Source organism: Ruegeria sp. HKCCSA071, from assembly GCF_017872555.1.
Lineage (GTDB): Bacteria > Pseudomonadota > Alphaproteobacteria > Rhodobacterales > Rhodobacteraceae > Ruegeria.
Genome location: NZ_JAEDOX010000006.1, coordinates 111,471 through 124,474 on the forward strand (window position 1 = coordinate 111,471; position 13,004 = coordinate 124,474).

At 57.6% G+C, this 13,004-nt stretch carries 13 protein-coding genes; 11 read left to right on the forward strand and 2 right to left on the reverse strand.

Annotated features, from left to right (window positions below; all coding sequences use genetic code 11):
• Nucleotides 1-12 precede the first annotated feature (12 nt).
• On the reverse strand, nt 13-462 hold the full coding sequence (locus I9188_RS13440; protein WP_209507055.1) for a cytochrome c: 450 nt from the start codon (nt 460-462) through the stop codon (nt 13-15).
• A 264-nt stretch (nt 463-726) separates the two neighbouring features.
• Between I9188_RS13440 and I9188_RS20245 the strand changes: the two genes are divergently transcribed.
• Nucleotides 727-1,833: a Hint domain-containing protein gene (locus I9188_RS20245; protein WP_245220632.1), complete on the forward strand. Its 1,107-nt coding sequence runs from the start codon at nt 727-729 to the stop codon at nt 1,831-1,833.
• Nucleotides 1,834-1,860: 27 nt separating this feature from the next.
• Here the strand turns inward: I9188_RS20245 and I9188_RS13450 are convergent, their stop codons facing one another.
• On the reverse strand, nt 1,861-3,057 hold the full coding sequence (locus tag I9188_RS13450; RefSeq protein WP_209507054.1) for an NnrS family protein: 1,197 nt from the start codon (nt 3,055-3,057) through the stop codon (nt 1,861-1,863).
• Nucleotides 3,058-3,300: 243 nt separating this feature from the next.
• Between I9188_RS13450 and I9188_RS13455 the strand changes: the two genes are divergently transcribed.
• The 10 genes from I9188_RS13455 (at nt 3,301) to nirJ (ending at nt 12,963) form a co-directional block, all read left to right on the forward strand.
• The gene (locus I9188_RS13455; RefSeq protein WP_209507053.1) at nt 3,301-4,977 is read left to right on the forward strand and encodes a cytochrome D1 domain-containing protein; all 1,677 of its coding nucleotides are present in this window, start codon (nt 3,301-3,303) and stop codon (nt 4,975-4,977) included.
• Between the two features lie 124 nt (nt 4,978-5,101).
• Complete coding sequence (locus I9188_RS13460) at nt 5,102-6,889, forward strand: NapC/NirT family cytochrome c (protein ID WP_209507052.1); 1,788 nt, start codon at nt 5,102-5,104, stop codon at nt 6,887-6,889.
• A 54-nt stretch (nt 6,890-6,943) separates the two neighbouring features.
• Nucleotides 6,944-7,345 carry a plastocyanin/azurin family copper-binding protein gene (locus I9188_RS13465; protein ID WP_209507051.1) on the forward strand — a complete coding sequence of 134 codons (402 nt, stop codon included), beginning with the start codon at nt 6,944-6,946 and terminating at the stop codon, nt 7,343-7,345.
• Nucleotides 7,346-7,546: 201 nt separating this feature from the next.
• The gene (gene cobA, locus I9188_RS13470; RefSeq protein WP_209507050.1) at nt 7,547-8,308 is read left to right on the forward strand and encodes a uroporphyrinogen-III C-methyltransferase; all 762 of its coding nucleotides are present in this window, start codon (nt 7,547-7,549) and stop codon (nt 8,306-8,308) included.
• On the forward strand, nt 8,301-8,684 hold the full coding sequence (locus I9188_RS13475) for a cytochrome c (RefSeq protein WP_209507049.1): 384 nt from the start codon (nt 8,301-8,303) through the stop codon (nt 8,682-8,684). Before cobA ends, I9188_RS13475 begins: the two co-directional genes overlap by 8 nt.
• A complete protein-coding gene (locus I9188_RS13480) occupies nt 8,681-9,826 on the forward strand; it encodes a cytochrome D1 domain-containing protein (RefSeq protein WP_209507048.1) in 1,146 nt (381 codons plus the stop codon). The genes I9188_RS13475 and I9188_RS13480 overlap by 4 nt, the downstream gene beginning before the upstream one ends.
• A 3-nt stretch (nt 9,827-9,829) precedes the next feature.
• Complete coding sequence (locus I9188_RS13485; RefSeq protein ID WP_209507047.1) at nt 9,830-10,819, forward strand: AsnC family transcriptional regulator; 990 nt, start codon at nt 9,830-9,832, stop codon at nt 10,817-10,819.
• On the forward strand, nt 10,816-11,265 hold the full coding sequence (locus I9188_RS13490) for an Lrp/AsnC family transcriptional regulator (protein ID WP_209507046.1): 450 nt from the start codon (nt 10,816-10,818) through the stop codon (nt 11,263-11,265). Before I9188_RS13485 ends, I9188_RS13490 begins: the two co-directional genes overlap by 4 nt.
• The gene (locus I9188_RS13495; protein ID WP_209507045.1) at nt 11,262-11,744 is read left to right on the forward strand and encodes an AsnC family transcriptional regulator; all 483 of its coding nucleotides are present in this window, start codon (nt 11,262-11,264) and stop codon (nt 11,742-11,744) included. Before I9188_RS13490 ends, I9188_RS13495 begins: the two co-directional genes overlap by 4 nt.
• 4 nt (nt 11,745-11,748) lie before the next feature.
• Nucleotides 11,749-12,963 carry a heme d1 biosynthesis radical SAM protein NirJ gene (gene nirJ / locus I9188_RS13500; RefSeq protein ID WP_209507044.1) on the forward strand — a complete coding sequence of 405 codons (1,215 nt, stop codon included), beginning with the start codon at nt 11,749-11,751 and terminating at the stop codon, nt 12,961-12,963.
• Nucleotides 12,964-13,004: the final 41 nt, after the last annotated feature.

Sequence of the window (13,004 nt, forward strand, 5' to 3'; positions counted from 1 at the left end):
CCATTCCCCTTCTCAGCCAGCCTCGTTGGGCGGCCAGTCCTGAGCGTCGATATTGTCCGTCCAGATCAGGAAGTTGCTCAGATCCCGGATCTCTTCATCGCTGAGGTTGAATTGCGGCATCTGCCGACGACCGGGAATGCCGGTGGGTTGTGCCTCCATCCAGCCCTTGAGGGATTCAAAGGCCGATTCCGGGTCGTCCAACACGCCCCAACGTGTCATCACATTGCCGACCTCAGGGGCAAAGTACGCCCCTTCGCCAAGGATCGTGTGGCAGTTGATACAGGCGTGTTTTTCCCAAACATGTTTGCCCCGAACCACACTTTCGTCGAGCTTCGCGGCATTTTCGGAATTGACGATATACAGATGTGAATGGGCTGATAGAGCCAGAAAGATGAGGATGAAGAACAGTGACCCGCCATAGAATATGTTGCGAGCCATGCTCTTTGTCATGACTTCTCGCATCGCGCTCTCCTTTGCGCAGATTAGCTAGTGCAGGCAACATGACGTGCGGGTCACAGGGCTGCCTTAACGAAAGTCAAGACTTCTAAAGTATCCTCAGGAACGAGATCAGAGATCCGCAAACAGCGAGAATAACGAAATGACCTTAGGGTCGCCTTGAAATCTGAGGCAATTGTGAACACTTTCGCGTCGACTTCTTGATATACCGGACGTAATCAACCACCTGAGAAAAGGTGAAAATTCCGCTGCAAAGATTGATGGGCAAAAATGGCGAACTATTCCTATATCGGTTATACACCCGGTGTCATCACGGTGAATACGATTGGGCCGGACACGGTTACGTTGGATGTCAATTTTGATCCCGACACGGATCGTCGTTTGTTCAGCGTGACTGACGCAGCCGGTGGTTTTATTCAAAACGGCGGCGGACCACCTATCCCCGATACAGGGGATGTTTTCAACGGTGACCGCTTTGACAACGAAGACGGTGATGACCTGACGCAGACCGGTACTATCACCACCCTCGATGGTTCGACCACCTTTCTAAGCGGCCCAATATACCTGGAAGAATCCTACGTTCTGTCCAAACCAGGCGGGGGCACATTTACTGTATATCGCGTCGAAGTTGACGGCGTATTGGGCGGCTATATTACCTCTGAACCTCTTGTGCCCGGTACGACCTACTCGATGAACATCGTGAACGTCACGCCGACCAATGCGCCCGACACAACTGACCCGGCTGCCATCATTGACGTGCCGTGCTTTACTGCCGGAACACTTATCATGACGCCAGAAGGTCCGATGCCCATCGAGGATCTGAAGGTGGGTGACATGGTCGTGACTGCCGACAACGGACCGCAACACATACGTTGGATCGGAACGCGAAACCTATCGCATGAGGAGCTGGTGAAAAAACCCAAGCTGCTTCCAATCCTCATCAAGGCCGGGGCCTTGGGGTGTGACTTGCCAAAACGCGACCTGCTTGTTTCGCCACAGCACCGTATGTTGGTTCGATCCCGGATCGCCGTCAGAATGTTTGACGCAGAGGAAATCCTGGTCCCCGCGCGCATTCTTACCGCCAGCCCTGGTATCAGCGTTGCAAAAGACACCCTGTCAGTCACGTATTACCATCTATTGTTCGACCGCCACGAAATCGTCTTCGCAGAAGGTGCCCCGTCAGAAAGCCTTTTTGTCGGCGCACAGGCTCTGTCCAGCGTTCCCCCAGAAGCAAGGGCAGAAATCTTCGACCTGTTTCCGGAACTAGAGACCCCTTGGCACGTTCCTCAGTCTGCGCGGCACATACCTGAAAACGGAAGACGCGCTCATGCGCTCGTGTCCCGCCACGTAAAGAACGAACGCCCCTTGATATTCTGAACTGCAATCCGCGCTTAAGGTTCCGTGTCAGCCGTGCTTTGCTGCGCGCGGACCCGTCAGCGCTGGCCACATGGAAAACAGATACAACCCGATTGCGGCAATCCATAACCCGTCAGCCGTCAGCATGGCCGTCATATATCCACCTGCCAGCCCGGACCCCAGCCAGCGAACCAAAGCCGCTGCCGCCATAAGCCCGTATCCGACCGCCATGGGCGACGGTGCAACAAGGGGGCGGCCACTGTGGCCAAGGGCAGCGCGGCTCATGACGGCAAGGGTCATGCCACCAACGCACCCAATCCCCAAAATGTGCAGCGCGCCGATCTCATTACCATATCCGATGACGGCAGACCCCCACAGCAACAACCCGAGGGCCAGCATCATCAAGCCTAAGTGCAGAGCAATCAGGATCGGCTGCCGCAGCGCCCAACCCGCTCTCCACCGTGCCATGCGCATCAGCTGGGCGCCGCCCAGCAGCAGCGCGCAGATACCCGCCAACGAAACACTGCCCAAGGTCAGCACCAACAACGGCAGCACAAGGGCGAGCGCCATCACGGCCTTTTCCAGCGCCGCATTTGAAACCGGCCACAGGGCTTCGGGTACACCGTCGCGTTTCATTGCATTGCGCGTAAAGGCTGGTGTGATCCGTCCCCCCAGTATCGCTATCATAGAACACAAGGTCAGCAGCCCTGCGCGCACCCCGGTATTCAACGTGTCTGTGGTGATACCAATCCATTCCAGATGAACCATCAGGTTGGCCACCCATACCAAACTCAGGAGATACAGAAATACCATGTTCTGTGGCTTGGGCCTGCGTATCAGCTGGCTGGCAATTTTCAGGACAAGAATTGGAACAAAGCTCAGATCGATAATTGCGACGGTAGTCGGAGAGAGCGACCCTGATAACCACACAGCCAGCCGCCCCGCCATCCAGATCAGCGCTACGACCGTGACAAATCGCGCCCGCACTTCGGGCGTCCCGGTCCAGTTCGGAACTGCAGTCAGAAAGAACCCACCCAGTGCCGCCGTTGCATAGCCAAAAATCATCTCATGGGCATGCCACATGACCGGGGGCATTCCATAACTTTGCTCGTCATAAGGTAAAAGCCCATCCAATGAGGCCAGCCAAATACCCCAGGCGACACCGGCAAACACACCATAAAGACCGGCGGAAAGGAAAAATATCCGAAACCCTTCGCTGAAAATGCGCGATATTGCAGATGACATGCCTGCTCTCCATGGCCCATCTCGTCATTCAATAAGCAGTACCGTCCGACGGGATTGGGGCACTTAACCGAAATCAAGACGCCAAAAACATGTGTGAAAAAAACAGGTTTTATTGGTGAAATCTGAACCTGGTTTTTGTCCAAAGAACGAAGTTAGCGCCGCGCCCGTTGACTTTGGTCAAGGATGACAATCCCGTGATGGATCAGTCTCTGCATTGCCTCACCACGCAAATGGAGAGTGATCATGTCACTTGGAATCAGCTACAACAAGACCGGCCGCGCTTTTGGGGTCGGATTGGCAATGTTGTTGGGCAGCGTCGCTGCTCCAGCTTTTGCCGACGAGCCAACGCTTAGCGACGAAGCCTTTGAAGCTTCGAAACAACTGTACTTTGAACAATGTGCAGGCTGCCACGGGGTTTTGCGCAAAGGCGCAACCGGTAAAAACCTGGAACCGCATTGGAAAAAGACCGCAGCTGACGGCACCGTAACCGAAGGCGGCACCCTGAAACTGGGTCAGGAACGCCTTGAGAAAATCATCGCCTGGGGAACTGAAGGCGGGATGAACAACTTCTCGGACATCATGTCCGAGCAGGAAATCAAGGATATGGCGACCTACATCATGATGGAGGCCCCAAAGCCGCCTGAAATGTCGCTGGAACAGATGAAGGCAACCCGCAAGGTTTATGTCGAAGAAGCGGATTATCCGACCGAGCCGCTGCACGGCCGCAACTGGGAAAACTTCTTTGTCGTCATCGAACGCGATGTGGGCAAGGTTGCCGTCATCGACGGTGACACGAAAGAAGTGCTGACGCATATTCCGACTGGCTACGCCGTGCACGTCCTGAAAGCTTCAGAGCATCACAACATCACCGAACCCGAAACGCCCGGACGTTTCTGGTACACAATGGGCCGTGACGGCAAGATGACCAAGATCGACCTCTGGCAAACGCCGGACAAGATGCTGGTTTCAGAAGTCAAGATTGCCTATGACGCGCGAGATGTTGCCGTGTCGGGTGACGGTAAATACGTCATCGGTGGGGGATACTGGCCGCCGCATTTCGCAATCGTTGACGCGCAGACCATGGAACCGCTGAAAGTCGTTTCGACGCGCGGAACCAACGTGGACGGTGAATATGTGGAAGAAAGCCGTGTGGCCGCCATCTACACCACACCGAATGAACCCACATGGATTGTTGCCGTGAAAGAGCTGGGTCAGCTCTGGCAGGTTGACTACACCGACCTCGACAATTTGCGGATCGACAAGATCGACAGCGCCAAGTTCCTGCATGACGGGTTCTTCGACCCGACAGGCCGGTACTTCCAGATCGCGGCAAACGCATCGAACAAGATGGTCGTTGTCGATACCGAAACGCACAAGCTTGAGGCGATGATCGACACCGCTGCCCTGCCGCACCCCGGTCCGGGCGCCAACTGGATTGACCCGAACTGCGGACCTGTGGCGGGTACAACCCACCTGGGCGTCGGCACCGTGACAGTCTGGGGCAACGACCCAGAAGGTCACCCGGATCAGGCCTGGAAAACCTGTTACGAGGTGGAAACCGACGGCCCCGGCCTGTTTGTCCGTACCCATCCGAAATCGGACTACATCTGGGCTGACCAGACCAAACACCCCGAGCCGGAAATTCAGCAATCGGTTCAGGTCATCTCGAAAGAGACCGGTGAGATCGTGAAAACCATTCAGATCACCGAAGACGAAGGCAGCGCCGCTGTTCACTTCGAATTCAACGCCGATGGCACCGAGGTTTGGGTTTCCAAGTGGAACCTGTCGGATTCGAAAGAACCCAATGGCCAGATCGTGATCTTCGACGCCAAGACATTGGAAGAGATCGGTCGGATTGACGGGCTTTACGCCCCGACCGGCAAATTCAATGTCCACAACCGGTCGAACCACGTCACCTGACGGGTTCGCAACCTAAACCGGAAAGGGCGGGCCCCTCGCCCGCCCTTTCCTCGTTTGACAGATCCGCCAAACTCACCGGCCTGCCACCAAAGGCCAGATAAGACAGCCAAAACGGAGCCCGGATATGACTTCCGAACCGGATAAGAAAAAACCGATCTGGCGCCGGTATTTCCTGTGGGGAATGCCCGTGGCCGGCATTGCTGCGGCCTTTGCCGCCGGCATCATCTTCTGGGGTGGGTTCAACACCGCCATGGAAGCCACAAATACCAAGGAATTCTGTGTCTCGTGCCACGAGATGCGGGATTTTGTTTATGCGGAATACCAGGGCACGATCCACGACGTGAACCGTTCGGGCGTTGGTGCGGTCTGCTCGGACTGTCACGTACCCAAGGACTGGACCCACAAGATCATCCGCAAAATAAAGGCCTCGAAAGAGCTTTATGGAAAGGTGGTCGGTACCATCAACACCCGCGAGAAATTCGAAGCCAAGCGCATTCATCTTGCCATGAATGAGTGGGAGCGGATGAAAGCAACGGACTCGCGCGAGTGTCGAAACTGCCATGACTTTGAATCGATGATGCCCGAATTCCAGCGTCCCCGTGCGCGTCAGCAGCACCTGAACGCAATGGAAACCGGTCAGACTTGTATCGACTGCCACAAGGGCATAGCCCACTCGAACATCCGAGACCGCGCAACCGACGAGTATCTGGAAGAGCTTGAAGCACCAAACCCGGCCTTCATCCGGCCAGTTCCGCCAGAATACCTTGCCAGCCTTGAGCGGATCGAAGCCAAGGAAGCTGCCGACGCCGAGGCCGAAAAAGCTGCAAAGAAAGCCCAGCAGGAGGCCGTTCAGGCCCAGATTGCGGCAGCAGTTGACGCGGCCGTCGCGGAAGAGCGGGCAACGGCTGCAACCGATGGGTCTGCAACACCTGCCAGCAGTGAAAGCGGCGATGTTGGTGCCAACATCGACTGGAATGCGGTGGCCAGTGCGGACCTGAAACTGTTCTACCCAGGCCAGGCGTCATTTGAATGGGTGCAGAACGGAAAAACCCATGGCGGGGCCCGTCCGCTGACCAAAGGTGGTGATCAATGTTCGACCTGTCATGCCAAAGAACTGGATGCGATTGGTAACAAGATCGTTGCCGGTGGCGAGCTGGAGCCCACTCCTATCCCCGGCAAACGCGGTGTGATCGACGCAACCGTTCAGGCGGCGCATGATGACGAAAACCTGTACATCCGCCTGCAATGGCCGGATGCGGGGCATAACCCTGCTCCGTTTGCCGATGGCGGCAAAATGGATCCCGAAAACCAGATCAAGGTCGCTATGATGATCACCGGAACCGGCATCGAGTTGGGCGATCAGGTCGGGTGCTGGGCGTCGTGCCACGCCGACAACACCTATATGCCCTTTGCGCCTGAGGCGGATACAATTGCTGCGAAAGGGGATGTTTCCGGTCGCCTGACCGCTCAGGACACCGTGACCAAATACATCAGCGAAAGCCGCACCGAGATCGAGATCAAAGGCAGGGGTGGCAAGGCTTTGGGCGGTTGGGACAAGCTGCAGGCCGCTGAACAAATCGAGCAGTATCTGGCTGATGGCACCTATCTTGACCTGATGCGTGTCTACGCGGACGGCAGCGCCACAAATGGTTATCTGCTGGAACAGCGGGTGGTCAATGATGGTGAGATTGCAGCCTCGGCAAACCTGTCAGGTAGCATGTGGACGGTCGTCTTCACACGTCCACTGAACTCAGGTGCACCCGGCGATGTCCCTCTGGAGGCCGGTCAAACCTATACGGTCGGTTTTGCAATCCATGATGACTTTGCCGCCGCTCGTTTCCACCACGTAACGCTGGATACCAGCCTGGCGCTGGACGACGACAGCGCATTTATCAACGTGGTCAAGCAATAACAGTTTGGGGCCGGTTCTCTCGGCCCCAATCACTTTGGAAAGGAGACATGGACCATGAAACCCCACCGCCTTCTTCCCGCGCTGCTGCTTCTTGCCGCGCCAGCCTGGTCAGATGAAACCGCCGAAATCTGTGCTGAAGCCGAAGAGCGTTATGTCGAGCTGTTCGGCCACCCCTCGGCCTCGGTCGAGGACGCCAAGGTGGTTTTGATGTACAACTACAAATTCTGCCCGTTCGAGCTGACCGTAAAGGCAGGTACAACTGTCCGATGGGTGAATGTCGACAAGCGCACCAGCCACAGTGTGTTGCTGAAAGATGGCAGCGAACCCGAAAGCGACCGGCTGTTCCCGGAAGAAACGGTTGAAATGACCTTCCTGACACCGGGCCCTCAGGATTATCTCTGCGGGCCCCATTGGGAGACACAGAACATGATCGGGATGATCACTGTCGAGCCCTGATTTTGGGTGTACTTACAGGCTGAATTAAGGGGCGCGGGCGCAAATCCCGCGCTCCTTAACTTATGTCAAGGAGGTTGGTTTTCGATTGCGCCAATCTGCCTTCATGACACGCCCGGCCTACCCAGCAACGTCCCGCAAAAGCTTTGGATTCGCGCAGGAATACCCGGGTTTCGAAGACATTCAGACCCAGCGAGTTTGAACATGAGCGGTAAGGTTTTTCTGATTGGTGCAGGCCCCGGCGACCCCGAACTGATGACGCTGCGTGCCCTGCGAATGCTGCAGGAAGCGGATGTAGTTGTCTATGACAGGCTAGTGTCTGCCGACATCCTGAATCTACACGCCGAAGGCGCGCGGCTGATCCCTGTCGGGAAAGCGCCCAAATGCCATACTGTCCCACAGGACCGGATCAACGAAATCCTTCTGGAAGAGGCCAGGGCAGGTCACACGGTCGCCCGTCTGAAAGGTGGCGATCCGTTGATCTTTGGCCGCGGCTCGGAAGAAGCCGCTTATCTGATGGCCCATGGCGTGGCGGTAGAATACGCACCGGGGATCACCGCGGCGCAGGGCGCGTCCTGTTCGACCGGCGTGCCGCTGACCCATCGCGGGCTGGCGACCTCGGTTCAATATGTCACCGGACACCGGCAGGCAGACAAAGTGCTGGACCTGGACTGGAAACGCCTGGCCGACCCGGACACGACACTGGTGGTTTACATGGGTGTGGCCAATATCGGCCAGATCGCCATGGGTTTGATGACCGAAAACCTACCAGGATCAACACCGGTTCTGGCCATCGGAAATGCGACGACACCTGATGAACGCCGGCTGGTGTCACGGCTGGACCAATTGGCCAACGACGTGCGCACCTCCGGGCTGAAGGCGCCAACGCTTTTCTTCATCGGCAAAGTTGTCTCACTTTACGCCGAACAGCCCATGGCGGACATTCTGGAACGGGCCCATGGCTAAGCTGGGGTGCAGAAATCGTGTGCCGTGTCCCGCGCCGAACGGAAATGTGCCCGGCCGTGCGGGGTGGGTTGCCCGAACTTTTCTGACAACTGCGGTTCTGGCTGCAACGTCCGCCTTTGCTGCCGATGTCATTGATCCCAACGCACTGAAAAGACTTGTGCATCAGGACTGCGGCTCGTGCCACGGACTGTCGCTGAAAGGCGGCCTGGGGCCCGATCTGCGCTCGAATACACTGAAGCATTACGACGCCGAGGTTTTGACCGGTGTCATCCTTGACGGCATCCCCGATACGGCGATGCCCCCGTGGCGGCCCCTGATCAGTGAAGAAGAGGCCGAATGGATTGCCCGATACCTGCTGGAACAGGAGGCACGATGAAACACCTTATCCTCAGCCTTGCGGCGACATTGATGATGACCACGGCCCAAGCCGAGCCAATGGCGACTGGAGACCTTGGGCTGGTGATCGAACGTGCCAGCGGATCGGTCCTGCTGGTGGACCAGTCCGACCGCGCTGCTCTGGCCCGGATAGAAGGACTGGGCGATCTGTCCCACGCCTCGCTGGTCTATTCACCGGATGAACGTTTTGCCTATGTCTTTGGCCGAGACGGAGGCCTGACCAAGGTTGACATTGTCACCCGTCAGATCGTGAACCGCGTTGTTCAGTCCGGAAACGCCATTGGCGGCGCCATCTCGGACGATGGTACGCTTGTGGCGGTATCGAATTACGAACCCGGCGGTGTGCGCGTGTTTGATGCGCAAACGCTGGAGATGGTGGCTGACATTCCCACCGGCAGCAAAACGATTGGTCTGGTCGACGCGCCGGGCCGCCGTTTCGTTTTCACCATGTGGGACACCGGTGAAACATGGATCGCGGATTTCGCAAAGGGCACGCCCGAGGTCACCAGAATCCCCGATATCGGCAAGAACCCCTACGATGCGCTGATCACTGCCAATGGCCGCACCTATATCACCGGCCTGTTTGGAGAGGATGGTCTGACGGCGCTTGATCTGTGGTCCGACAACCCAGAACCGATCCGCGTTCTACCCGGCTATGGCCGTGGTCAGGAGGAAATGCCGGTCTACAAGATGCCCCATCTGGAAGGTTGGGCGCTGACAGGGTCCGAATTCGTCTTGCCCGCCGTTGGTCACCACGAAGTTTTGTGGATTGACGCCACCACCCTGACCGAGACCGGACGCACACAAACCCACGGACAGCCGGTCTTTGCCATGGCGCGCCCGGACGGTCGGCAGGTCTGGGTTAACTTTGCCCACCCGCTGAACGATACCATTCAGGTCATCGATACCGTCAGCAAACAGATCATCCACGAATTCAAGCCCGGCCCTGCCGTTTTGCACATGGAATTCACACCGCGCGGGCACGAGGTTTGGATCAGTGTGCGCGATGCGAACAAGGTCATGGTTTATGACACGCATAGTTTCGAAAAACTGCGCGAGATCGAGGCCGAAAGCCCTTCGGGTATCTTTTTTACCGCGCGTGCGCACAAGACGGGTCTGTAAGTCATGCAACACATTACAGACCCGATCGACCGCCGCTTGCTGGATGAATTTCAGCGCGATTTCCCGGTAACCGAACGCCCGTTTCAGGTTCTTGGAAACGCACTTGGACTTGACGAAAGCGAAGTCATCCACCGCCTTTCAAGAATGCGCACTACGGGTCGCATCACGCGGGTTGGCGCAACCATCACGCCCGGCGCGGTGACGGCCAGTACGCTGGCGGCTGTGTCCGTCCCGGAGGAGCAGCTGGAAGAGGTCGCCGCCCTGATCGACGCCGAACCGGGTGTAAACCACAATTATCAGCGCGAGGACGCCTGGAACCTCTGGTTTGTTGCAACCGGCCCGGATCGGGCGCATGTGAATGCTACCCTAGCGCGGATCAGCCGGGTCACCGGGCTGCGGGTGCTGGATTTGCGGCTGGTGCGCCCTTTCAACGTTGATCTTGGGTTCCGCATGATCGGCGGGGTCAAAACCGTGCCTACAGCACGCCAGGTGGATGCAACTGCGATGCGCGAGGGTGATCGGTATCTACTGCAGACGCTGAGTTCGGGACTGTCTCTGGTCGCTGAACCCTATGCAGATTTGGCACATTCACTGAACCGGGACGTTGATGATGTGATGGCGCGAGTCATCGCGTTGCATTCGGCCGGTATCATCTCGCGGCTGGGCGTCATCGTACGTCACCGGGCGCTTGGCTGGTCGGCCAATGCGATGGTTGTCTGGGACCTGCCAGCGGAGCAGGTCGATACAGCCGGCCCCGCTTTGGCGGCTTTCCCCGGTGTGACCTTGTGTTACGAGCGCAACCCGGTGCCCGGTGTGTGGCCATATCGCCTGTATTCCATGATCCACGCGCGATCCCGCAGCGAGGCTTTGGACGTGCTGACCCGTGCGACGGCCCTGCCAGAACTGACGGGTGCACGGAACAAGGTTCTGTTCTCAACCCGCTGCTTCAAGCAGACCGGCGCGCTGATTCAAACCAAGGAGGTCGCCGCATGATGCTGGACCAAACTGACCGTGCGATCCTGAACCGGATGCAAGACGATCTGCCACTGGTTTCACATCCTTACGCAACAGTCGCCAAAGAACTTGGCCTGTCCGAGGCCGAACTGCTGGCGCGCCTGACGCGCATGACAGAGGCCCGTGTCATCACACGTTTTGGGCCGTTTTTCGATGCCGCGGCGATAGGCGGTGCCTTTTGCCTCTGTGCGATGGCCGTTCCAGCTGGGGAATTTGAAGCCGTCCTGACCAAAGTCAATGCACATCCCGAGGTCGCCCATAATTATGAACGCACGCACCGGCTGAACATGTGGTTCGTACTGGCTACGGAAACGCCCGAAGGGATCGAGGCCGCGGCCGATGCAATTGAACGGGAAACGGGGATCGAGGTTCTTTGTTTCCCCAAACTTCAGGAATTCTACATCGGCTTTCGGGTAGCGGCATGATCGACGAAACAGACAGACAGATTATCCAAGCACTACAGGGCGGATTGCCTCTGGTTTCCGCCCCATATGCTCAGGTTGCTGATGATCTGGGGATGCCGGAAGCCGATTTGCTTGAGAGACTGTCAGCCCTCAAGGCGCGCGGCGTAATCCGCCGCATCGCGGCCGCCCCTAACCACTACAAGCTGGGCATGACCTCGAACGGCATGACTGTCTGGGATGTCGAAGATGACCGCATCGCCGAATTGGGCACTCAGATCGGTGCCCTACCCTTTGTCACCCATTGCTATGAACGTCCCCGCGCGTTGCCCGACTGGCCCTTTAACCTGTTTGCCATGGTTCATGGATCGGATCGGGATGAAGTCGAAGAAAAGCGAGCCGAGATCGCCGCAATTCTGGGTGACGCCTGCCGGGCCAAGGATATCCTCTATTCCACGCGCATCCTGAAAAAGACCGGTTTGCGCCTGAAAAAGAAAGGCTGAGACGATGTTTCGCCTGACCGAATACATACACCAGCTGGTCAAGCCGACCCCGGTGCGTAAACACCGCCCCGGCCCTGTGAAACCGGTGGTGATCTGGAACCTGACGCGGCGCTGCAATCTGAAGTGCCGCCATTGCTACACCGTCTCAGCGGATGTTGCGTTCCCGGGCGAACTCAGCCACGAGCAAGCCATGGTGACCCTTGAGGATCTGGGCCAGTTTCGCGTCCCGGCCCTGATCCTCTCGGGTGGGGAACCACTGGACAGGTTCGATTTCTTCGACATTGCCAAACGTGCCCGCGACCTTGTGCCGATGCTGGCGCTGTCGACCAACGGGACACGCATTCATGATGAGACCGCCGACATGATTGCCGATGTCGGATTCAACTACGTTGGTATCTCGTTGGATGGGATCGGGGCCACGAATGACTGGTTCCGCGGTGTTGAAGGGGCTTTTGCCGACGCCCTGCGCGGTGTGCGCGAATGCAAGAAGCGCGGCATCAAAGTCGGCTTGCGGTTTTGCCTGACCGAAGGCACGCAGCATCACCTGCCGGACCTGCTTCAGCTATGCGACGACGAGGGCGTCGACAAGTTCTACCTGTCGCACCTGGTTTATGCCGGGCGCGGTGACAAGAACCGCGGCGAGGATGCTGAGCATCAGCGCACCCGCAAGGGAATGGATCTGCTGTTGGAGCGCGCGTGGGAGGCTGCCTCGGGCGGTCGCCCGCTGGATATCGTGACCGGCAACAATGATGCAGACGCGGGGTACTTTCTGAACTGGATTCGTGCGCATTTCGACGCTGACAAGGTTGCGCATGTCCGCGAGCATCTGGCCGCTTGGGGAGGAAATTCCAGCGGTTTGGGTGTGGCCAATATCGACAATCTGGGCCGGGTCCATCCTGACACCTACTGGTCCGATTACACAGTAGGCAACGTTAAGACTAATCCGTTTTCCGAGCTTTGGACCAGCGACGATCCGATGCTGGCCATGCTGCGCACGCGTCCGCGCCCGCTTAGGGGTCGATGTGGGGCCTGCGAGCTAAAGGATGTCTGCGGTGGCAACACCCGCATCCGGGCCCTGCAACTGACCGGTGATCCCTGGGCCGAAGATCCGGCCTGTTACCTGACAAACGAAGAAATCGGTGTTGACGACGCAGGCGAGCGTCTGCGGGTTACGCCATTCCGGGGGAAAAGCCATGATCCGGCGCATCAATTCTTTTAATCCCGTCTGCTCTGAGCCTTCGACATGGGTGCCAGAGACAC